The 20614-nt window shown below is 76.0% G+C and carries 21 protein-coding genes; 10 read left to right on the top strand and 11 right to left on the bottom strand.

The window, feature by feature from the left end:
• Positions 1 to 54: 54 nt before the first annotated feature.
• Positions 55 to 1293, top strand: coding sequence for an MFS transporter (locus O2V63_RS00830; protein ID WP_269165682.1), 1239 nt, complete (start codon positions 55 to 57; stop codon positions 1291 to 1293).
• Here O2V63_RS00830 and O2V63_RS00825 read toward each other — a convergent pair.
• From O2V63_RS00825 to O2V63_RS00805, 5 genes are all read right to left on the bottom strand, one after another.
• On the bottom strand, positions 1290 to 2882 hold the full coding sequence (locus O2V63_RS00825) for a YfjP family GTPase (protein WP_269165681.1): 1593 nt from the start codon (positions 2880 to 2882) through the stop codon (positions 1290 to 1292). The genes O2V63_RS00830 and O2V63_RS00825 overlap by 4 nt on opposite strands.
• Positions 2879 to 4579, bottom strand: coding sequence for an ABC transporter (locus O2V63_RS00820; protein ID WP_269165680.1), 1701 nt, complete (start codon positions 4577 to 4579; stop codon positions 2879 to 2881). The genes O2V63_RS00825 and O2V63_RS00820 overlap by 4 nt, the downstream gene beginning before the upstream one ends.
• A 53-nt stretch (positions 4580 to 4632) precedes the next feature.
• Positions 4633 to 5094: a hypothetical protein gene (locus tag O2V63_RS00815; protein WP_269165679.1), complete on the bottom strand. Its 462-nt coding sequence runs from the start codon at positions 5092 to 5094 to the stop codon at positions 4633 to 4635.
• A 129-nt stretch (positions 5095 to 5223) separates the two neighbouring features.
• Positions 5224 to 7164 (bottom strand): family 43 glycosylhydrolase, encoded by a 1941-nt coding sequence (locus O2V63_RS00810; protein WP_269165678.1) that lies wholly within the window; start codon positions 7162 to 7164, stop codon positions 5224 to 5226.
• A gap of 178 nt (positions 7165 to 7342) precedes the next feature.
• On the bottom strand, positions 7343 to 8080 hold the full coding sequence (locus tag O2V63_RS00805; RefSeq protein ID WP_269165677.1) for a cobalt-precorrin-6A reductase: 738 nt from the start codon (positions 8078 to 8080) through the stop codon (positions 7343 to 7345).
• A gap of 101 nt (positions 8081 to 8181) precedes the next feature.
• Between O2V63_RS00805 and O2V63_RS00800 the strand changes: the two genes are divergently transcribed.
• A complete protein-coding gene (locus O2V63_RS00800) occupies positions 8182 to 9264 on the top strand; it encodes a cobalt-precorrin-5B (C(1))-methyltransferase (RefSeq protein ID WP_269165676.1) in 1083 nt (360 codons plus the stop codon).
• A gap of 56 nt (positions 9265 to 9320) precedes the next feature.
• On the opposite strand, the gene cobM is transcribed toward O2V63_RS00800, so the two are convergent.
• From cobM to def, 3 genes are read right to left on the bottom strand one after another with little or no spacing between them, the layout of a single operon-like run.
• Complete coding sequence (gene cobM, locus O2V63_RS00795; protein WP_269165675.1) at positions 9321 to 10061, bottom strand: precorrin-4 C(11)-methyltransferase; 741 nt, start codon at positions 10059 to 10061, stop codon at positions 9321 to 9323.
• Positions 10058 to 11269, bottom strand: a complete 1212-nt coding sequence (gene cbiE, locus O2V63_RS00790) for a precorrin-6y C5,15-methyltransferase (decarboxylating) subunit CbiE (protein ID WP_269165674.1) — start codon at positions 11267 to 11269, stop codon at positions 10058 to 10060. Before cbiE ends, cobM begins: the two co-directional genes overlap by 4 nt.
• Entirely contained in the window at positions 11266 to 11823 is a 558-nt protein-coding gene (def, locus tag O2V63_RS00785; protein WP_269165673.1) for a peptide deformylase, read from the bottom strand. The genes cbiE and def overlap by 4 nt, the downstream gene beginning before the upstream one ends.
• 45 nt (positions 11824 to 11868) lie before the next feature.
• On the opposite strand from def, the gene O2V63_RS00780 reads away from it, so the two are divergent.
• The 5 genes from O2V63_RS00780 (at position 11869) to O2V63_RS00760 (ending at position 17714) form a co-directional block, all read left to right on the top strand.
• Positions 11869 to 12822, top strand: coding sequence for a cobalamin biosynthesis protein (locus O2V63_RS00780; RefSeq protein WP_269165672.1), 954 nt, complete (start codon positions 11869 to 11871; stop codon positions 12820 to 12822).
• Between the two features lie 257 nt (positions 12823 to 13079).
• On the top strand, positions 13080 to 14543 hold the full coding sequence (yczR, locus tag O2V63_RS00775; RefSeq protein WP_269165671.1) for a MocR-like transcription factor YczR: 1464 nt from the start codon (positions 13080 to 13082) through the stop codon (positions 14541 to 14543).
• A gap of 206 nt (positions 14544 to 14749) precedes the next feature.
• A complete protein-coding gene (locus O2V63_RS00770) occupies positions 14750 to 15472 on the top strand; it encodes a PAS and ANTAR domain-containing protein (RefSeq protein WP_269161367.1) in 723 nt (240 codons plus the stop codon).
• A gap of 89 nt (positions 15473 to 15561) precedes the next feature.
• The gene (locus tag O2V63_RS00765; RefSeq protein ID WP_269165669.1) at positions 15562 to 16218 is read left to right on the top strand and encodes a lysophospholipid acyltransferase family protein; all 657 of its coding nucleotides are present in this window, start codon (positions 15562 to 15564) and stop codon (positions 16216 to 16218) included.
• Complete coding sequence (locus O2V63_RS00760; RefSeq protein WP_331253823.1) at positions 16200 to 17714, top strand: cobyric acid synthase; 1515 nt, start codon at positions 16200 to 16202, stop codon at positions 17712 to 17714. Before O2V63_RS00765 ends, O2V63_RS00760 begins: the two co-directional genes overlap by 19 nt.
• Here the strand turns inward: O2V63_RS00760 and O2V63_RS00755 are convergent.
• Positions 17701 to 18090 (bottom strand): acyl-CoA thioesterase, encoded by a 390-nt coding sequence (locus tag O2V63_RS00755; RefSeq protein WP_269165667.1) that lies wholly within the window; start codon positions 18088 to 18090, stop codon positions 17701 to 17703. The genes O2V63_RS00760 and O2V63_RS00755 overlap by 14 nt on opposite strands.
• Before the next feature lie 53 nt (positions 18091 to 18143).
• On the opposite strand from O2V63_RS00755, the gene O2V63_RS00750 reads away from it, so the two are divergent.
• Complete coding sequence (locus O2V63_RS00750) at positions 18144 to 18764, top strand: MSMEG_1061 family FMN-dependent PPOX-type flavoprotein (protein WP_269161363.1); 621 nt, start codon at positions 18144 to 18146, stop codon at positions 18762 to 18764.
• 33 nt (positions 18765 to 18797) lie between these two features.
• Positions 18798 to 19223: a VOC family protein gene (locus O2V63_RS00745; RefSeq protein ID WP_269161362.1), complete on the top strand. Its 426-nt coding sequence runs from the start codon at positions 18798 to 18800 to the stop codon at positions 19221 to 19223.
• A gap of 48 nt (positions 19224 to 19271) precedes the next feature.
• Here the strand turns inward: O2V63_RS00745 and O2V63_RS00740 are convergent, their stop codons facing one another.
• Positions 19272 to 19472, bottom strand: coding sequence for a hypothetical protein (locus tag O2V63_RS00740; protein WP_052090506.1), 201 nt, complete (start codon positions 19470 to 19472; stop codon positions 19272 to 19274).
• A gap of 230 nt (positions 19473 to 19702) precedes the next feature.
• Between O2V63_RS00740 and O2V63_RS00735 the strand changes: the two genes are divergently transcribed.
• Positions 19703 to 20308: a type II toxin-antitoxin system PemK/MazF family toxin gene (locus O2V63_RS00735; protein WP_269165664.1), complete on the top strand. Its 606-nt coding sequence runs from the start codon at positions 19703 to 19705 to the stop codon at positions 20306 to 20308.
• Between the two features lie 12 nt (positions 20309 to 20320).
• Here O2V63_RS00735 and O2V63_RS00730 read toward each other — a convergent pair whose 3' ends face one another.
• Entirely contained in the window at positions 20321 to 20524 is a 204-nt protein-coding gene (locus O2V63_RS00730) for a hypothetical protein (RefSeq protein ID WP_269161360.1), read from the bottom strand.
• Between the last annotated feature and the right edge of the window lie 90 nt (positions 20525 to 20614).

The raw sequence follows: 20614 nt of genomic DNA, 5'->3' as shown, positions 1-20614 counted from the left end.
CGACTCCGGCCTCTCCGTGGAACAGCAGGGCTTCGTTGGTGCTTGCATCGGTTCGTGCCCCGTCGTGAGCTCAGCCCGCCCGCCGCCTTCTGGTCGGTGGCCGTGCTGCTGACCCTGATGCTCGCCGCCTCCGGGGTGCCCTCGCCGCTGTACCGCGTCTACGCGGAGGAGTTCGGCTTCGGCTCCGGCCTGATCACCGTCGTCTTCGGCGTCTACGCCTTCGCGCTGCTGCTGTCGCTGCTGGTGGTCGGGGCGCTGTCGGACCACGTGGGCCGCCGCCCGGTGCTCGCCGTCGCGCTGCTGCTCGAGGCCGTCTCGATGGTGCTGTTCCTGACCGCCGACGGGGTGGAGTGGCTGCTGCTGGCCCGCATCGTCCAGGGGCTGGCCACCGGGGCCCTGACCGGCGCGTTCGGTGCCGCGCTGCTGGACCTGCAGCACCCGGACCGCCCGCTGGGCGCGCTGGTCAACTCCGCGGCCCCCGCGGTCGGGCTCTCGGTCGGCGCGGTGAGCGCCGGGCTGGCGGTCGAGTTCCTGCCCGCGCCGACCAGCTGGGTCTTCGGCGCCCTCACCGTGCTGTGCGTGGCCGCTGCCGCCGGGGTGTGGGTGTTCCTGCCGGAGTCCTCCCCCCGGCTGCCCGGTGCGGCACGGTCGCTGCGGCCCAGCGTGCAGGTGCCCGCGTCGCAGCGCCGGGCGTTCGTCGTCGTCCTGCCCTGCCTGGTCGCCACCTGGGCGCTGGGCGGGCTCTACGCCTCGCTCGGCCCGTCGCTGGTGGCCGGCGTCTTCGACGTGCAGGACCACGTCGTGGGCAGCCTGGTCATCCTCGCGCTCAACGGCACCGGCCTGGTCGGCTCGCTCTCCATGCGCACCGTGGCGCCGGCCCGGTCGATGGTCGTCGGTGCCCTGGTCTTCGCCGTCGGGGTGGCCGGCACCGTGACCGCGCTGACCACCGGCTCGCTCACGCTCTTCTTCGTCGCCGCGGTGGTCTCCGGCTTCGGCTTCGGCACCGCCTTCCTCGGTGCGATGGCGACCGTCACCCAGGGCGTCGCCCCCGGGCAGCGGGCCGCGTTGCTGTCCGCGGTCTTCACCGCCAGCTACCTGGCCTTCAGCGTGCCGGCGATCGCCGCGGGGGTGGCGGCCGGGCACATCGGCCTGGAGCGGACGGCGCAGGTGTACGGCGTCGCCGTCATCGTGCTGGCCCTGCTGGCCGTGGGCGGCCTGGCCCTGCACGCCCGGCGGCCGGCCACTCCGGTCGTGGAGCCCGCGCACCGGGCTCCCGCCGCCGCCCTCGACTAGCTGCCGGCGCGGGTCACCGCCGCGCAGAACCGGGTGTGGTCCTCGCGGGCCTCGGTGAGCGGCTCGACCACCTCCGCGTCGGCCACCTCACCGACCCGGTCCAGCAACCGCCGCCGCACCTGTCTGGCCCGTCTCCGGGCGCCGACGTGCACCAGTGGCCGGGCCAGCAGCGCCAGCAGCAATCCGGCGAGCAGGCCCCCGGCCAGCAGCAGCGTCGGCAGTGGGATGCCCTCGACCCGGGGCAGCGGGACGACGTCGTCCAGCTGGAGCAACCCCAGGCCGACCAGGCCGAGCAGCCACAGCGCGCCGACCAGGGCGGTCAGCACGAGCAGCCACTGCAGCCCGCCGACCGCCCGCTGCCACAGCGGTGTGCGGTCCGGGCCCAGGTCGGTCCCGGCGACGGCGCGGTCCAGCCGGTCGGCGAGACGGTCTTGCGAGAACTCGGCGGTGCGGCGCAGCTCGTCCCGCCAGGCCTGCGGCAGTCCGTGGCCGGCGGAGTCCCGCGCCCGGCGAAGCGCCGCCCCCACGCCCGCCTGCTGCACGGCCCCGGCCTGGGGCAGTGAGCTGCGGGCCGCCTCGTTGCCCAGGTGCAGCCGGCCCAGCGGGTCGGCCCGGAGCTTCCCCGTCCAGCGCAGCACCGGCCACCCGGTGTGCGCGGCGCCGCGACGGCGGGCCGAGCGCTCCACCGCGGTGACCACGGCCGGCACCCCGGCGGCGTCGGCGAGCGCCTCGGTCAGCCCCGCCCACTCGTCGGGGTCACGGCTGCGGTCCGGGCCGGCGTCGGGTGCGCAGTGCTCGGCGAGCGCACCGGCAGCGGCCCGGGCGTCGGCGGCCAGCCGGTCGGTGGCCGCCCGGCGGGCGGCGACCCGGCGGGCCAGCTCGGTGCGCAGCTCCGGCAGCCCGGCGCCGGTGCGGGCCGCGGTGGGCAGCACCGGGGTCGCCCCGAGACCCTCCCGGTCCAGCAGCCCGCGCAGGTCGGCCAGGCAGGCGCGGGCGGCCGGCTCGTCCAGCCGGTCGACCTGGTTGAGGACGACGACCAGCACCCCCGCGTGCCCGGCCAGCGGCGCCAGGTACTGCGAGTGCACCGCGGCGTCGGCGTACTTCTGCGGGTCGAGCACCCACACCAACACGTCCACCAGCTCCACCAGCCGGTCGACCTCCAGCCGGTTCTCCAGCCGGACGCTGTCGTGGTCGGGCAGGTCGAGCAGCACCAGCCCGTCCAGGGCCGGGTCACCCGACTCGACCCGGTGCCGGCGGGGCACCTGGAGCCAGTCCAGGAGCCGGTCGGACCCGTGCTCCCCCCACACGCTGGCGTGCGCGACGCCGGTGGTCGGTCGGCGCACGCCCGGCGTGCTCACCTCGCTGCCGCTGAGCGCGTTGAACAGGGTGGACTTCCCGCTCCCGGTCGCCCCGGCCAGCGCGACCACGGTGGCGTCGCCGAGCGCCTCCCGCGCACCGGCCTTGGCCAGCAGGGCACGGGCGCTGGCGACCTCCGGCACCTCCAGCCGCCCCTCGGCGACCTCCACCGCCTCGCGCAGGGCGGCCAGCCGGTCGGTCAGGGACAGCTCGCCGCGCCGCCCGAGCCTCACGCGCCGGCCCCGTGGGCAGCAGCCAGCGCCTGCGCCGCCGACCGCAGCTCGACGTCCGCGCCCGGCGCCGGGGCGACGTCCTCCAGCAGCACGTCGAAGCGGTGCTGCTCGGCGCGCAACAGCCGCGCGGCGCGGGCGTCCAGGTCGGCCCGCGCCCGGGCGGCCAGTTCACGCACCGCGGCGTCCCCGAACACCGCCTCCAGCACCCGCTGACCCACCGCGGTGGTGCCGCCGGCGATGGCCACCTCGGCACCGGACAGCCCGGCGGTGGAGGCGAAGACGGCGACCATCACCACCGCACCCGCACCGTTGACCCCCCAGGACATCAGCCGGGCCCGCGACCGCTTCCCTGCGCCCTCACTGCGCACCAGCTCCAGCACCGTGCCCTGCCAGTCCCGCACCTCATCGGCGGAGGCGCCGGCGAACGACGGTGAGACGCCGTCCAGCTCGGTCTCCCGGCCGTCGAGCAGGGCGATCCCGCCGGGCAGGGTCCGCCAGCTGGTGACGGTCTTCTCCGCCGCCCGGTCGGCCTCGGCCCGCAGCAGCAGCTCGACCCCGGACTCCAGCGCACCGGCCAGGTCGTCGGCGGGGTTGCTGCGGCCGGTGAACGCGGCGGTGACCCGATCCCGCAACCGGCCGACATGGCCCTGCAGGCTGCGCATCCACTCGCCGGTGCCGACGAACTCCTGCCAGCGGGCGAGCACCTCCCCGCGCAGCAGGCTGCCGTTGCCGACGCCCTCGTCGATCGCCGCCCGTGCCCGGGCGTACGAGGCGTCCACGGCGGCCTGCAGCGCCTCGGCGGCGGCCGCCTGCTCGGCGACGCCGGCGACGACGACGTCGACCCGGTCGTGCAGGCTGCCCAGCGCTCCGGCCAGGGTCTGCCGGACGACGGCGGCACGCTGCTCCTGGTCGGCGGCGAGCGCGTGCAGCCAGCCGCGCAGCGGGGCGACCTGCTCGTCGGGCAGGAAGCCGTCGACCAGCGCCCGCTCCTCGATCACGAACAGCCGGGCGCTGTCCAGCCGGGCCCGGCGCAGCATCCCGGCCAGGTCGTCGGCCACCTCCGCCACCGCCTCGGGCGGCACCCGGTCCAGCACGACGGCCAGCGCGGTCCCCCGTTCCTGGGCCGTGCGCAGCAGGTCCCACGGGACGGCGTCGGCGTAGCGGGCCGCCGTCGTCACGAACACCCACAGGTCGGCGGCGGCCAGCAGCTGACCGGCCAGGTCGCGGTTGGCCTCGACCACCGAGTCGACGTCCGGCGCGTCGACGAGGGCGAGCCCGGCCGGCAGCGCCTCGGACACCACGAGCTGCAGACCTCCGGGGCCGGCCTCCCCGCCGGTGGTGCGGGCCAGCCCGGGCAGCACCCGGTCGCCGGCGAACGCGGCCCGGTCGGCGGGAGCGCAGACCAGCACCGGGGCGCGGGTCGTCGGGCGGAGCACGCCGGGAGTGGTGACCCGGGCGCCCAGCACGCTGTTGACCAGCGTGGACTTGCCGGCGCCGGTCGAGCCGCCGACCACGGTGAGCAGGGGCGCGTCCAGGTCGCGCAGCCGGGGCAGCAGGTAGTCGTCGACCTGGTCGACGACCGAGCGGGCGGTGCGGGCGGCGGTGTCCCGGCCGGGGGTGGCCAGGCCGAGCGGTGCCGAGGCGACCCGATCGCGCAGGTGCTGCAGGGCGTCGGGCAGCCCGGACGGGGTGGTCATGCCCGGATCTTGCCCGGGACGCCGACCGCGAACCCCCGACCGCACCAGCCGGGTCAGTCGCGCCGCGGCCAGGGCACGACCGGACCGATCGACATCCCTGCGCCGTCGTCGTGCTCGTGGCTGCCGGCCGCGTGCGCCACCGCGGCCAGCAGCAGGACGAGCTCGTCGCGGTCCAGCCCCGCGGTCAGGTCGGCCAGGTCGACCGGCTGCCCCTCGGCGAGGCTCGCCGCCGCCCGCAACAGCCGCAGCTGCCCGCCGCTGCCGCCGATCACCCCGGTGCGGAGAGCCCCGTCCAGGTCGGCCCACTGGACCGCAGCCCACGGCCCGCCGTCGAGCGCGTCGGCGTCGAGCGCGATGGCGATCAGGCCGGCGGCCTGCAGCCGGGACAGCCAGTGGCCTGACTCGGCCAGCAGCAGCACCGCCGCCTCGGCCGCGTAGTCACCGACCGCCGCCCGCAGCAGGGCGCTCTCCAGGCTCAACGGGTCGAGGTCGACCGCCTGCGGTTCTCCCAGCACTGCGCAACACCTCCGTCGCACCCACTGTGCACCGTGGGTGCGACAGTCCGGGCGCCGGAGGCCGGGGGACGACGACGGCCGGCGTCCCGCGAGGGGACGCCGGCCGCCGGACGGTGCTGCGGGGGTCGGTCAGGGGATGAGCAGCCGGACCGTCTCGGTGGTCCCGGCGGTGGCCAGCGACCACGTGCCGTCGTCGCCCGGGACGAGCGTCCAGGTGCTGCACTCGCCCGCCTTGCCCGCCTTGCCCGCCTTGCCCGCCTTGCCCGCCGGGAGCAGCCGGAGCCGGGCCGGGGCACTGCCGGTGGTGCAGGGCGTCGAGGCCAGCACCGAGCCGGTGGCGGCGTTGGTGACCGTGTAGCCGGCGCCGCCGGTGGAGGTCACCGTCCAGGTCTGGCAGGAGCCGGCGACCCGGGTCTCCATCCGCACCTTGTTGCCGTTGCCCTCGGCCGCCTTGCACCCGGCCACACCCAGGGTCCGGGTCTGGTCGGTGGCGCTGCCCAGCAGGACCTCACCGACCGGCTGGAACCGGAACTGCTGGTCCGCCGCACCCGTCGGCGTCGCCACGCCGAGGTTGGCGCCCGGCGTCCGCCCCTCGGCGGTCCACACGAGGTTGCGCCCCGCGATGGAGGAGATCGTCGTGTAGCCGTCGGGCGCCGGCGAGAAGAGCCAGCGCTGGCAGACGTTGTAGAAGAAGCTGCCCAACCAGTCGAACTGGCCGACGTTGCCGCTGCTCTGCGCCTCCGCGCAGCCGGGGAAGTCGGCGGCCATGTTGCTCTTCCGGTTCTGGAACCGCGAACCCGTCTCACTGCCGTCGGTGACCTGTGCGGCGTCCCGGGCGTCGATCTGCCACTGCTGGCACGGGTCGGTCGGCGAGGCGGCGGCCAGGGCCAGGTCGGCCCCGGCGTAGCCGCAGGTCGCGTTGGACACGACCGCGGCACCGTCCCGCGGGACCACCTGCACGTACGCCGAGCCGTGACCGGCCGAACGGCTGGGGTTGACCGGGTCGCTCACCGTCGGCCAGCCGTCGGACCAGGACAACGTGCGCACGTTGAGCCGCGGCGTGCCGTCGGACAGTGCGTCGTAGTAGTGGTTGACGAAGTAGTCGACACCGCCGGCGGAGTACACGTCCGGGTGGCCGGTGCCCTGGAACTCGTTGTAGCCGCGCAGCACCTCGGTGCCGCCGCCCTCCAGCAGGGAGACGCCGTCCCGGTCCACGTACGGGCCGGTGATGGACGTCGACCGGCCGACGACCACCCGGTAGTCGCTCTCCACGCCGCGGCAGCAGTAGTCGAAGGCCGCGAACAGGTAGTAGTGGTCGCCGTTGCGGATGATCGAGGGACCCTCGACGGGGTTGTACTGGATCTGCCGGTCGACCAGCGGGAGCACCGGGGCGCCGGGGGCGAGCTCCCCGGTCGCCGGGTCCAGCGCGACGATCTTCAGGCCGCCGAAGAAGGAGCCGAAGGTCAGCCACTCCCCGCCCTCGGCGTCGGTGACGTGGTTGGCGTCGATCGCGTTGTAGTCGGTGCTGCCGGCCTCGCTCTCCAGCACCGGGCCGCGGTCGACCCAGCCGTAGTCGGGGTCGGCCGGGTCCAGCGACGCCGTCGTCGCCAGTGCCGTGACGGAGTTGGTCGTGCCGAAGCGGGAGGCGGAGTAGTAGAGCCGCCACTCGCTCCCGGACCAGCTGAGGTCCGGGGCCCAGGCGTCCTGCGGGGCGTCGGCCGGGGTCGCGCCGAGGGCGGCCAGGACGCCGGCGGGCAGCTCGGTGAAGACCGGCGGCAGGTCCTCCCAGGTGATCAGGTCCTTCGACCGCTTCATCGGGATGTAGTCACTGCCGGTGGCGGCGTCGCCGGTGATGGCGAGGTAGAACCAGTCCCCCTCCTGGACCAGCGTCGGGTCGTGCGCGACCGGGTCTGCGGGCCGGTCGGCTCCGGCGACGAGCGGTGGGGCGGCGGGTGCCGGTGCGGCGGGTGCCGGTGCGGCGGCGGCCGGTGCGGTGAGCGCTGCTGAGCCGACCAGCAGGGCTGCCGTGAGCGCGGGCACCCACGCCCGGCGGAGGAGGGAACGGGTCATGAGCTGACTCTCTTCACGCGGGCGTCCACCCCGTCGGGGACGCTGGGGCACCAGGGCTGCGCGGTGCGAGAGTGAGTCTGGTCACTCATTTACAACGATGCAAGTCGCTGTCCGTACAACGCCGATCGCCCTTCGTGCCCTGGGCCGAGGCCACTCCTGGCGTTCCCTCGGCCCTGGCTCAGCGGCGCAGGTCCGCCAACCAGGCCAGCGCGTCCTCGACCGTCGGCACCAGCACGACGCCGTCCGGCAGCGGCGGCCGGCGGACGAGCACGACCGGCACCCCCAGTTCCCGGGCGGCGATCAGCTTCGCCTCGGTCATGTGCCCGCCGGAGTCCTTGGTGACCACGACGTCCACCGCGTGCTCACGCAGCAACGCCAGCTCGTCGGCGAGGCTGAACGGCCCGCGGTCCAGCAGCAGGGTCGCCCCAGCCGGCAGCGGCTCGTCGGGCGGGTCGACCGAGCGCACGAGCACCCGCCCCGGCAACGCGGCGAAGGCGCCGACGCCCTGCCGGCCGGTGGTGAGGAAGACGCTGCGGTACCCGGCCACCGCCTGGGCCGCGGCGGTCAGCGAGTCGACATGTCGCCAGGTGTCCCCTGGCTGCGGCGTCCAGCCGGGACGCTGCAACCGCAGCAGCGGCGTGCCCTGCGCGGCCGCTGCGGTGGCCGCCGCGGCGGTGATCTGCGCGGCGAAGGGATGGGTGGCGTCGACGACCGCCCGCGGCCGGTGCTCGGCCAGCCACGCGGCCAGCCCGTCGGCGCCGCCGAAGCCGCCGATCCGCACGTCCCCCGCGGGCAGCACCGGGTCGGCCACCCGCCCGGCCAGCGAGGAGAGGACGTCGACGCCCGCGGCGACCAGCTCGGCAGCCAGCCGCCGGGCCTCCCCGGTGCCGCCCAGCACCAGCACCTGACCGGTCACGCCACTCCGCCGCCGAGATGCGCGCTGCTGCGGTGTCCGCTCGGTCGGACCCCGCAGCGGGGCGCACCTCGACGGGTGGCGCCACCAGGCACGATGGTCCCGTGAGCAGGGACGGCAGCGGCGGGCTGCGACACGGCTGGACGACGGGCGCCTGCGCGACCGCGGCCACCACCGCCGCCTACACCGCGCTGCTGACCGGCGAGTTCCCCGACCCGGTCTCGATCGACCTGCCCAACGACAAGCACCCGTCCTTCGCCCTGGCGAAGGAGGAGCTCGCCGGAGGTGCCGCGACCGTCAGCATCGTCAAGGACGCCGGCGACGACCCCGACGTCACCCACGGCGCGCTGGTCTCCGCCCTCGTCACCCACGGCGCACCGGGCAGCGGCGTGCTCTTCCGCGCCGGCGAGGGCGTGGGCACGGTGACCAAGCCCGGCCTGCCGCTGGCCGTGGGCGAGCCGGCGATCAACCCGATGCCGCGCCAGTTCATCCGCGAGCACGTGGCCGCGGTCGCGCAGCGGCACGGCGGCAGCGGGGACGTCGTCGTCGAGGTGTCGGTGGAGAACGGCGCCGAGCTGGCCCGGAAGACCTGGAACCCGCGGCTGGGCATCCTCGGCGGGCTGTCGATCCTCGGGACGACGGGCGTCGTCGTCCCGTACTCGTGCTCGTCCTGGATCGACTCGATCCGCCGCGGCATCGACGTGGCCCGCGCCGCCGGGCGGGAGCACGTCGCCGGGTGCACCGGGTCGACCAGCGAGCGGGTGGCCCAGGAACTGCACGGCCTGCCCGAGGACGCTCTGCTGGACATGGGCGACTTCGCCGGCGCGGTGCTCAAGTACCTGCGCCGGCACCCGGTGCCGCGGCTGACCGTGGCCGGTGGCATCGGCAAGCTGGCCAAGCTCGCCGAGGGGCACCTGGACCTGCACTCGGCCCGCTCGCAGGTGTCGTTCGCCGCGCTCGCCCAGCTCGTGGCCGAGGCCGGCGGCGCACCGGCGCTGGTCGAGGGTGTGCGGCAGGCGAACACCGCGCTGGACGCCCTGCAGCAGTGCGCCGCCGCCGGCCTCCCGCTGGGCGACCTGGTCGCCGCCGGCGCCCGCCGCACCGCGGAGGGGGTGCTGCTCGGCGCCCCGGTCGAGGTCGACGTCGTGGTGATCGACCGCGCCGGCACCATCGTCGGCCGCAGCTAGGACCCCGCCGCCCCCCACCACTCGCAGGCTCGCGGCGGGCCCCTGCGCCGGGGCCATCAGCGCTGGCGCGTCGTCGAGTAGAGGTGGCTGTCCAGGAACTGCTCGGCGGCCAGCACCCGGCCGACGACCACCACCGCCGTCCGCCGCACCCCGGCGTCGGCCACCTGCGCGGCGATGTCGGCGAGCGTGCCGCGCAGCACCAGCTCGTCGTCCCGGCTGGCCTTGGCGACCACCGCCACCGGGCAGTCGGCGCCGTAGTGCGCGGCCAGCTCCGGGGCCAGGACGTCCATCCGCTGCACCGCCAGGTGCAACACCAGGGTGGCGCCGGTCGCCGCGTAGGCGGCGAGCGTCTCCCCCGGCGGCATCGGCGTCGACCGCGCCGACGTCCGGGTGAGGACGACGGTCTGCGCCACCCCGGGCACGGTCAGCTCGCGCTTCAGCGACGCGGCCGCCGCGGCGAACGCCGGCACGCCGGGGACGACGTCGTAGGGCACCCCGGCCGCGTCCAGCCGGCGCATCTGCTCGGCCATCGCGCTGTACACCGAGGGGTCACCGGAGTGCAGCCGCGCGACGTCCAGCCCGGCCTCGTGCGCGGCGACCAGCTCCGCGGTGATCTGGTCCAGGTCGAGGTCGGCGGTGTCCACCAGCCGGGCGCCCGCCGGCGCGGTGTCCAGCAGCTCGCGGGGAACCAGCGCACCGGCGTAGAGGCAGACCGGGGACGACGCGATCAGCCGCGCGGCCCGCACGGTGACCAGATCGGCGGCCCCCGGCCCGGCCCCGATGAAGTGGACGGTCATCGGGTCACGCTCCAGATCGTCACGGGCATGGCGGGCTTCCAGCCGGTGAAGCCGCCGACCGGTTGGGCCTGCGCGACCGACAGCCGGGTCAGCGAGCCGCCACAGCGGCCGTGCCACTCGGCGAGCACCGCCTCGCTCTCCACCGTCACCGCGTTCACCACCAGCCGACCGCCCGGGGCGAGCACCTCCCAGACGGTGTCCAACAGCAGCGGCGTCGTCGCGCCGCCCCCGACGAAGACGGCGTCCGGCTGGGGCAGCCCGAGCAGCGCGCCGGGCGCCTCTCCCTCGACCACCTGCAGGTCGGGGACGCCGAGCCGCTCGGCGTTCCGGCCGATCCGCTGGGCGCGCACCGGGTCGGACTCCACGGCGACCGCCCGGCACGAGGGGTGCACCCGCATCCACTCGATGCCGATCGAGCCGGCCCCCGCCCCGACGTCCCAGAGCAGCTGGCCGGGCAGCGGGGCGAGCCGGGAGAGCGTCACCGCCCGGACGTCGCGCTTGGTCAGCTGCCCGTCGGAGGAGTAGGCGTCGTCCGGCAGACCCGGCACGGTCGGCAGCGGCACGGCGCCCGGGTCGGCGACCACCTCGACGGCGGTGAGCACCAGCGGGTCGGTCTCCGGGTGCGGCCACCCGGTGGCGGTGCCGGTGAACCGGCGCTCGGTGGGACCGCCGAGCTGGGCCAGCGCGGTGAGCCGGCTGGCGCCGGAGCCGGACCCGGCGAGCAGGGCGGCGACGTCGGCCGGCGTCCGGGTGTCCGAGCCCAGCACCAGCAGCCGCCGGCCGGGCGTGGCGTGCGGCAGGACGAGCGAGACCGGCCGGCCGACGACGGAGACCACCGTCGTCTCCTCCACTGCCCAGCCCAGCCGGGCGCAGGCGAGCGTCACCGACGACGGGTGCGGCACCACCTCGACGGCGTCGGCGCCGAACAGCCGGACCAGCGAGGTGCCGACGCCGGAGAACATCGGGTCACCGCTGGCGAGCACGACGACGCGGCGCCCCGGGTGGGCCGCGGGCAGGTCGGCCAGGGCGGGACCCATCGGCGAGGGCCAGGGCACCCGCTCGGCGACGACGTCCGGAGGGGCCAGCCCCAGCTGACGGGCGCTCCCCCGCAGCACCTCCGCCGCCGAGATCGATCGCCGGGCGGCCGGGGAGAGCCCGTCCCAGCCGTCCGCGCCCACGCCGACGACCGTGACGGAGAACCCGCTCATGCGGGCAGGTCGCCCTCGGGGCCGGCGGCCTCGGCCAGCAGCCGCTCGCGCAGGTCGGTGGGCAGCCGGTCGACGTAGACGGTCCCGTCGAGGTGGTCGACCTCGTGCTGGAGGCAGCGCGCGGCCATGCCGGTCGCCTCGATCGCGGTGGGCTCCCCCTGCAGGTCGACCCCGTCGACCCGGGCCCGGAACGCGCGCTCCAGCTCGGCGTAGGGGCCCGGCACCGAGAGGCAGCCCTCCTCGGTCAGCTCGACCGGTGGCTCGTCCCCGACCGGGTCGAGCAGGGTGAGCACCGGGTTGACCACGTAGCCGATGACGTCCTCGCCGTCGGCGTCCGGGCAGTCGATCACGAACACCCGCGCATCCACGCCGATCTGGTTGGCCGCCAGCCCGACGCCGTCGGCGGCGGTCATGCTGGCGAACATGTCCAGGACCAGGTGACGCAGCCCCCGGTCGAACTCGGTCACCGGGGCACACGGCCGGTGCAACACCGGGTTGCTGCCGTAGGTGACGATCGGCCGGGCGACGCCGTCGTAACGGCCGGGCAGGCGCATGACCGTCGATCCTAGGGAGTGCCCCCGCTGCCTACAGTGACCGCGATGCGCACCCGGCCCGCTCCGACCGCCGCCGGGCTCGCCCTCGGCGCCCTCGCCGACCTGCTGCTGGCCGATCCGCGCCGCGGCCACCCGGTCGCCGGCTTCGGTCGGGCGGCCGCCGCGCTGGAGCGCCGGGTCTGGCGGGACTCCCGGGCGGCCGGCGTCGGGTACACCGCGTTCTGCGTCGGGACGGCGACCACCCTGGGCGCCGTGCTGCACCGGGCGACCGCCGACCGGCCGGTCGCCCGGACCCTGCTGACCGCCGGAGCCACCTGGGCCGTGCTCGGCGGCACCTCACTGGGCCGGGCGGCGGACACCATGGCGGGGCACCTCGGAGCCGGGGACCTGCCGGCCGCCCGGGCGCACCTGCCCACCCTGGCCGGCCGCGACCCCAGCGGCCTCGGCGAGCCGGAGCTGGTGCGGGCCACCGTGGAGTCGGTCGCGGAGAACACCTCGGACGCCGCCGTCGCCCCGCTCTTCTGGGGGGCGGTCGCCGGCCTGCCTGGACTGCTCGGCTACCGCGCGGCCAACACCCTCGACGCGATGGTCGGGTACCGGTCGGCGCGCTACGCCGAGTTCGGCTGGGCCGCAGCCCGCTTCGACGACGTCCTGAACTGGCTGCCGGCGAGGCTCACCGCCCTGCTGACCGTCGCCGTCGCGCCGCTGGCCGGGGGGTCGCCGGCCGGCGCCTGGCGGACCTGGCACCGGGACGGCGCCGCCCACCCGAGCCCGAACGCCGGCCGGTGCGAGGCGGCGCTGGCCGGTGCCCTGGGGCTGCGGCTGGGCGGCCGCAACGTCTACGGCACCCGCGTGGAGGAGCGGCCCACGCTGGGCGACGGTCAGCCCCCCGTGCGCGGTGACATCCGCCGGGCCGTCCGGCTCTCCCGAGCGGTGTGGACGGCGGCCGCCGCCCTCGCGGGGCTGAGCCGAGCGCGCCGGCGGGGCGCCTCCGCCTGACCGGATGGCTGGGAGCGCCGTGCCCTCCGCGGCGCAGGCGGAGGGAAGAAGCCGGCCGGGTCGGCCTCCTCGTGACTGGCCGGCGGGGCCGCGGGGCCGAGGCCTCCGCGCAGGGTGACCAGGAGCGTGTGACCGGCCAGCGCGCCGAGCACCAGGAACAGGCCGATCAGGACGAGGAGACCAGTCGTCGGGTTCATGGCCCGAGACTGGCACCAGGTGAACCCGCGGGAATGAGGCCAATGCGGCACAGTGGCCTCATGCCAGTCGTCGAGAACCAGACCACCTCGGCGCATGAGGTCGCTGCGCTCATCGGGCCGGTGACCGCCCTGCCGGGTCCCCGGTACGCCGGGCTGGCCCGGCGGGTCCGTGAGCTGGTGCTGGCCGGCCAGCTGCCCGCGGGCACCCGGCTGCCTGCCGAGCGCGACCTCGCCGCGGCCCTGGACACCAGCCGGGTCACCATCGCCTCGGCCTACCGGGTGCTGCGGGAGGACGGCTGGGCGCGCACCCGGCAGGGCTCGGGCACGGTGGTCGAGGTGCCCAGCGGCGCCTCACCCTCGGCCGGCTGGCTGCCCCGGGACGTCCCCGGACTGGTCGACCTGGCGCACGCTGCGCCGTCGGCCGCACCTCAGCTGGAGCCGGCCTACGAGCAGGCGTTGCGCCGGCTCCCGGCCTACACCGCCGGCCACGGGTACGCCCCCGGCGGCCTGCCCCAGCTGCGCGCCGCGATCGCCGACCGGTTCACCGCCCGCGGCCTGCCGACCGACCCCGACCAGGTCGTCGTCACCTCCGGCGTCGGCGACGCCTCGGCGGTGGTCGCCGAGGCCCTGCTCGAGCCGGGCGACCGGGTGCTGGTGGAACACCCCAGCTACCCCGGCGCCCTGCGGCTGGTGGAGAGCGTGGGCGCGCGGCTGGTGCCGGTACCCGTCGATGAGCGCCGTCCCGACGACCTCGTGGAGGCGGCGCACCTCGCCGCCCGGCAGAGCGGCCCACGGATGGCCGTGCTCATCCCCGACTTCACCAACCCGACCGGTGCCCGGCTGACCGCCGCCGGGCGCCGCCGACTGGCCGCGACCCTGTGGCAGCAGGGCGTGCTGACGCTGGTGGACGAGTCGTGCGCCGAGCTGTACCTGGACGAGGGCCCGGACGGCGGCCCGCTGCCGCCGTACGCCGCCGGGCTGCCCGACACCGCGACGGTGACCGTCGGTGGGCTGGCCAAGCCGGTCTGGGGCGGGTTGCGGATCGGCTGGCTGCGCGCCGACGCCGCGCTGGCCGCTCGGCTGAGCGCGGTGCTGGGGCGGCGTCAGCTCTCCGTCGGCCTGCTGGACCAGCTCGCGGCGATCACCCTCGTGCAGGACCTCGACGCCGTGCTGACCTGGCGGCGCGACCAGCTGCGCACCCAGCGGGACGCCCTGCTGGCCGCGCTGGCCGCCCGACTGCCCCAGTGGCGGGTGCACCCGCCGGCGGGCGGGCTCTCCCTGTGGTGCGCCCTGCCGCCGGGGCTGAGCTCCGCCGCGCTCACCGCGGGAGCGGCCCCGCGGGGCGTCCTGCTGGCCGAGGGGCGGGTCTTCGGCACCGGGCACGCCTTCGACGACCACCTACGGCTCCCGTTCACCCGACCGGCCGACGAGCTGTGCGCCGCGGTCGACGTGCTCGCGTCCCTCGCCGGGACCCTCAGCCTGGCAGGCCGTCACCCGACGACTCCGGCGCCCACCGTCATCTGAGTGATCGGGTCGTCACCCCAGGTCAGACCCGCCCGTGGCTCTTTCGATGGGCTGGGGCAGGAGTGCACGGCGTGCACACGAGCGGTAACTTCTCGGGCACTGGAGCGGTCGGGCCTGCGGGCTCGATGGGTCGCCCGGGTCAAGCCAACGGCTCGACGACCTCCACCGGAGCAACCGGTGCGCCAGCAGAGAAACCGGCTGATGCCATGTCGCCCTCCGCCCTCCACCGCCACCCCGCAGCCCCGACCCCGAGCGGGGCGACCGGCCGGGTCCACCGCGCGCTCCACGCGGTCGACTCCGACGTCGCCCGACTGACCGGCCGCTTCCATGGTGACCTGGCCACCGAGCAGTGGTGGTGGTCCCCGGAGCTGCACGCCCTCTACGGCATGCCGGACGGCTCGACCCTGCCCGGTGCCCAGCTCCTCCTCGCCCACGTGCACCCGGCCGACCGCCCCGGCGTCCAGGAGGCCCTCGCCGTCGCCTGCACCACCGGCGCCGCCGTCACCCGCGAGCACCGCGTGGTGCGCGCCGACGGCGAGCAGCGGACGGTCGTGCTCGCCTGCGAGCCGGAGACCGACGCGTCCGGCGCGGTGGTCGCCCTGGCCGGCCTCGTCGTCGACATCACCGAGGGCCGCCCGCCCCAGCCCGCCGACGAGCACGTGCACCAGCTGGAGACCGAGGTCGAGCAGCTGCGCAGCGCGATGGCCAGCCGAGCGGCCATCGAGCAGGCCAAGGGCGTCCTGATGCTGCTCATGAGCTGCGGTGACCAGGTCGCGTTCGACCTGCTGGCGCACATCTCCAGCCACACCCACCGCAAGGTGCGCGACGTGGCCGTCGCGATCGTCGACTCGGCCAGCGGCCGCCACCCGCTGCCCGACGACGTCCGCGAGATCCTGCACGACGCGTCCCCGCCCGGCCGCTCCGTCTGAGCGCACCCGCTCGTCCCCGGCCGGCGGTCGTCGGAGAAGATGCCGGGACCCGCGCCACATGGGCCGGGACGAGGAAGGGGGACTGCGGCGTGTTCTACCTGCTCGTCCGGTTCGTGCTCCGGCCGCTGTTCGTCCTCGCCTTCCGACCCAAGGTCACCGGCCGGGCCAACGTCCCCCTGAGTGGCCCGGTGATCCTGGCCAGCAACCACCTCTCCTTCATCGACAGCTTCGCCATCCCGCTGATGGCGCCGCGCAAGGTCGGCTACCTGGCCAAGTCCGAGTACTGGCACGGGTCGGGCGTCGGCGGCTGGCTCACGCGCACGCTGTTCACCGCGCTGGGCGCACTGCCGGTCGAGCGGCAGGAGGCCCGGGCCGCCCAGGCCACGCTGGACACCGCGCTGGGCGTGCTGCGGGCCGGGGAGGCGTTCGGCGTCTACCCCGAGGGCACCCGGTCCCGCGACGGCCGGCTCGGCCGCGGCAAGACCGGCGTGGCCTGGCTCGCGCTGACCGCCGACTGCCCCGTGGTGCCGGTGGCGGTGCACGGCACCGACAAGGTCCAGCCGGTCGGCGCGAGGTGGCCGCGCCCGCACCGGGTCCGGGTCACCTTCGGGGAGCCGCTGACCTTCCCGGAGCACCGGGGCCTGGCGGGCAAGGGCAGGGCGCGGCGCGAGGTCACCGACCAGGTGATGGAGGCGATCGCGGAGCTGTCCGGCCAGGAGAAGACCGGCTGGGGAGCACAGCCCTGAGCGGCGCGCTGCTCGTCGCGGGCACGACCTCCGACGCCGGCAAGTCCGTGGTCACCGCCGGCATCTGCCGCTGGCTGGTGCGCCAGGGCGTGTCGGTCGCGCCGTTCAAGGCGCAGAACATGAGCAACAACTCCATGGTCACCGCCGACGGCGCCGAGATCGGTCGCGCCCAGGTGATGCAGGCCGCCGCCGCCCGGGTGGAACCCGAGGCCGCGATGAACCCGGTGCTGCTCAAGCCGGGCGGGGAGAACGCCAGCCAGGTCGTCGTCCTCGGCAAGCCCGTCGCCGACGTCACGGCGCTGTCCTACCGGCCGATGAAGGCCGCGTTGCTGGAGCAGGCGCTGGCCTGCCTGGCCGACCTGCGCTCCCGGTTCGACGTGGTGGTCTGCGAGGGCGCCGGCTCCCCCACCGAGATCAACCTGCGCGCCGACGACATCGCCAACATGGGCCTGGCCACCGCCGCCGGGCTGCCCGTGGTGGTGGTCGGCGACATCGACCGGGGCGGGGTGTTCGCCGCCCTCTACGGCACCGTCGCGCTGATGCCCCCGGCCGACCAGGCGCTGGTCGCCGGCTTCCTGGTCAACAAGTTCCGCGGCGACGTCCGACTGCTGGCCCCGGGTCTGGACCAGCTCGCCGCGCTCACCGGCCGGCCGACGCTGGGGGTGCTCCCCTGGCGCAGCGGCCTGGAGATGGACGTCGAGGACTCCCTGGGCGTCGACGCCGTCCGCGCCCCCGCCGGTCCGCCGCACGGGGAGGACGTGCTGCGGGTGTCGGTCGCCCGGCTGCCCCGGCTGTCCAACTTCACCGACCTGGACGCGCTGGCCACCGAGCCCGGCGTGCTGCTGCGCTACGCCACCCGTCCCGAGGAGCTCGCCGACGCCGACCTGGTGGTGCTGCCCGGGACCCGGTCCACCGTCGCCGACCTGCAGTGGCTGCGGGAGACCGGGCTGGCCGACGCCGTCGCCCGGCGGGCCGCCGAGGGCCGCCCGGTGCTCGGCATCTGCGGCGGCCACCAGATGCTGGCCCGCACGATCAGCGACGACGTCGAGTCCCGGGCCGGCGTCGTCCCCGGGCTCGGGCTGCTGCCCGCCGACGTGACCTTCGCCCGGGAGAAGACGCTGGGCCGGCCGACCGGTTCCGCCCTGGGTGAGCCGGTCCGCGGGTACGAGATCCACCACGGCGTGGTGTGCCTGGACGACGGCGCCGAGCCGTTCCTGGACGGCGCCCGCGCCGGCTCGGTCTTCGGGACGACGTGGCACGGGGCCCTGGAGTCCGACGGCTTCCGCCGGGCCTTCCTCACCGAGGTCGCCCGGATCGCCGGCCGGCGGTTCACCGTGGCCCCCGGCACGGACTTCGCGCGCCAACGCGAGGCCCGGCTCGACGCACTCGGCGACCTGATCGCCGAGCACGCGGACACCGACGCGCTGTGGCGGCTGGTCGAGTCCGGGCCACCGGCGGGGCTCCCGGTGCTGGCCAGCGGGCTCAGCCCGCGCTGACCTGGGCCCGCACCACTTCGGGCCACGGCACCGGCCGACCGCCGGTGGTCGCCACGTACGTGGTCTGCACGGTGCAGCAGACCCGCTCGCCCACCCGCACGGTGAGCAGGAGCGTCAGGCTGGTGCGGCCCAGCTTCGTCAGCTCGGCGTCGACCGCGACCGTGTCGCCGTACCGGGCCGAGGAGCTCCAGTCCAGCGCGGTGGCCTTGACGAGGTACTCGACGCCCCAGGCGTCCAGCGCCCCGTGCGGGACCCCGACCGTGCCCCACCAGGCGGTGACCGCCTCGTCGGCCCAGGTCAGGTAGTGGGCGTTGAAGACGACGCCCTGCTGGTCGCACTCGACGAACCGGACCGGAGCACTCCACACCGCAGGCACGAGGGGGCAGGTTACCGACCACCTCCGGCGGCCCGGCCGTTACCGTCGGGGCCGTGACTGCCGCCCCCGACACCACCGCTGCCGACCTCGAGGTGCTGGCCGGCTACCGGGCCCCGTCCCAGCTGGTGCTCGACAAGGTCATCGACCGGGTCGACGAGCACTGCCGGGCCTTCATCAGCCGGTCGCCGTTCGCCACGCTGGCGACCGCCGACGCCGAGGGGTGGCCGGACGTCTCCCCGCGCGGCGGTGAGCCTGGCTTCGTGCACGTGCTCGACGAGCACCGCCTGGCGCTGCCCGACCGGCAGGGCAACAACCGGGTCGACGGCCTGCGCAACCTGGCCGCCAACCCGCGGGCGGCGCTGTTGTTCTTCGTGCCCGGCTGCGAGGAGACGCTGAAGGTCTACGGGACGACGTCGCTGGCCGGCGCCGGCGACCTGGGCATCGACTTCACCGAGTTCGGCCGCGAGCCCCGCTCCGTGCTGGTCGTGCAGGTGGAGCGCGCCTACTTCCAGTGCGGCAAGGCCGTGATGCGCTCGCGGCTGTGGGACCCCTCGGCTCAGGTCGACCGCTCGACGATGACGCCGTTCGGCCAGGTGCTGAAGGACCACTGCGCGCTGGAGACCCCGCTGCCCGACGACGCGACGATCCGCGCGGACCTCGCCCGGGAGCTCTAGCTCCTGTCGGTGGCCGGGTGCAGCATGCCCGGCATGGCACACACCTTCCAGGTCACCGTCGACTCGGTCGCGCCCCACCCGCTCGCCGACTGGTGGGCCGAGGCCCTGGGCTGGGATCGAGAACCCACCGACGAGGCCTTCATCCGCCGCATGGTCGACGCCGGCCTCGCGACCGAGGCCGACACCATGCAGTACGACGGCCAGCTCGTCTGGACGGCCGGCGCGGCGATCAACCACCCCACGGGCGGGGCGCCGCGGGTGCTGTTCCAGCTGGTCCCTGAACCGAAGACGGTGAAGAACCGGGTGCACCTGGACGTGGCGGTGGGCGCGGAGGCCGTGGACGCCGAGGTGGCGCGGCTGACCGCGCGTGGGGCCACCGTGCTGCACGAGGGGCAGCAGGGTCCGCACCGCTGGGTGACGATCGCCGACCCGGAGGGCAACGAGTTCTGCCTCACCTGACCGCGGGCCCCTGCTGAGCCCGCGGAACCGGGAGCACGGGGTCGTCCGTCAGTCGGTGCGGTGTTCCCGCTCGGCCTTGCGGTCGGCCACGGCGCGCTGGGCCAGCAGGCGCCGCCGCTCGTTGCGGCGCTGTCGGTCCGGCGTCCGGTAACGGGCGTCCTCGACCAGCTGCCAGGCGGCGAGGGCGCTCGCGCGCACCGCCGGTGGCACGAGCATCTCCGCCGGGTGCACCGGCTCGACCATGGCCATCTCTCGACCCTCTTCCCCCATGGCGACCGGATCGTGTCGCCGTCAGGAGTGTGACCCGGCAGCCCGCGAGTGAAGCGTTGTCGTGACCACTTCGCAGCATTCTCGGCACCATCTGTCACAGAAGTCACACGCGTGTCGTCTGCACGGCGGTGCGCGCGGCCGAACCGCCGACGGGCTCCGGCGTGTCCTCGCCCGGCGCGTCGCGGTAGCCATCGCCTACCGTGCCGAGGGTGGCGGGCAGCAACTGGCGGAGAACACTCGAGCGACTGGTGGGCGTCGTCGTCCAGGAGGGTGCGCGGAGTCTCCGGCGGGGCGACCGGGCGCGCAGGCGTCCCGACGACCACTCCCCGGCTCGCCCCGAGTGGGCCACACCGGGCGCCGAGCTCCCCGCCCGGGCACCGCTCCCCCCGGCGGGGCCGCCCCGGCGCGTGCACCTGGCGACCGACTACACCGGACCGCTGGAACTGGACTACGCGCCGCGGGCCGACGGCCGTCCCGACCCGGGCGAGGTCGTCTGGACCTGGGTGCCCTTCGACGAGGGCGACGGCCGCGGCAAGGACCGGCCGGTGCTGGTCGTCGGTCGCGACGGCGACGCGCTCCTGGGTCTCATGCTGACCAGCAAGGACCACGACCGGGACGCCGCCGACGAGGCCCGGCACGGCCGGCACTGGGTCGACGTGGGCAGCGGCGCGTGGGATCGGCAGGGCCGGCCCAGCGAGGCGCGGATCGACCGGGTCCTGCGGATCGACCCCAGCGACGTCCGGCGCGAGGGCGCGGCGCTGGGCCGTGCCCAGTTCGACCAGGTCGCCGTCGCGGTGCGCCGGCTGCGCGGCTGACGGCGGGACCCGTCAGCCGGCGTCGTCGTCCGGCTGGGTGCGGGACCGCAGGTGGTAGACCCCTGCGGAGTCGGTCAGCGACCGCAGGTCGTACCGGTGCACCACCTTCGGCCCGCCGTGCAGGTGGGTGTGGGTGATCGTCGGCAGCGGCTCACCGTGCCGGGCCTCGCGGACCTCGACCCGACCGTCGAGCGGGCCGCCGACGAACAACAGCACGGCGCCCTCGTCCTCGGGGGTGCCGGTCGCGGCCGTGTCGTTCTCGGACAGCGCGGTCCTCCTCGCTCGGTGCCAGTGCCCCGCCGGGTG

Source organism: Modestobacter sp. VKM Ac-2977 (assembly GCF_026968045.1).
Lineage (GTDB): Bacteria > Actinomycetota > Actinomycetes > Mycobacteriales > Geodermatophilaceae > Modestobacter.
This window is presented reverse-complemented; position numbering and strand designations above follow the sequence as displayed.

Bases quoted from the DNA above. Each gene is read 5' to 3' on its own strand.
- O2V63_RS00820 (WP_269165680.1), bottom strand. From the start codon at position 4,579: ATGACCACCCCGTCCGGGCTGCCCGACGCCCTGCAGCACCTGCGCGAT.
- O2V63_RS00810 (WP_269165678.1), bottom strand. From the start codon at position 7,164: ATGACCCGTTCCCTCCTCCGCCGGGCGTGGGTGCCCGCGCTCACGGCA.
- cobM (WP_269165675.1), bottom strand. From the start codon at position 10,061: ATGACCGTCCACTTCATCGGGGCCGGGCCGGGGGCCGCCGATCTGGTC.
- cbiE (WP_269165674.1), bottom strand. From the start codon at position 11,269: ATGAGCGGGTTCTCCGTCACGGTCGTCGGCGTGGGCGCGGACGGCTGG.
- def (WP_269165673.1), bottom strand. From the start codon at position 11,823: ATGCGCCTGCCCGGCCGTTACGACGGCGTCGCCCGGCCGATCGTCACC.
- O2V63_RS00780 (WP_269165672.1), top strand. From the start codon at position 11,869: ATGCGCACCCGGCCCGCTCCGACCGCCGCCGGGCTCGCCCTCGGCGCC.
- yczR (WP_269165671.1), top strand. From the start codon at position 13,080: ATGCCAGTCGTCGAGAACCAGACCACCTCGGCGCATGAGGTCGCTGCG.
- O2V63_RS00770 (WP_269161367.1), top strand. From the start codon at position 14,750: ATGTCGCCCTCCGCCCTCCACCGCCACCCCGCAGCCCCGACCCCGAGC.
- O2V63_RS00745 (WP_269161362.1), top strand. From the start codon at position 18,798: ATGGCACACACCTTCCAGGTCACCGTCGACTCGGTCGCGCCCCACCCG.
- O2V63_RS00740 (WP_052090506.1), bottom strand. From the start codon at position 19,472: ATGGCCATGGTCGAGCCGGTGCACCCGGCGGAGATGCTCGTGCCACCG.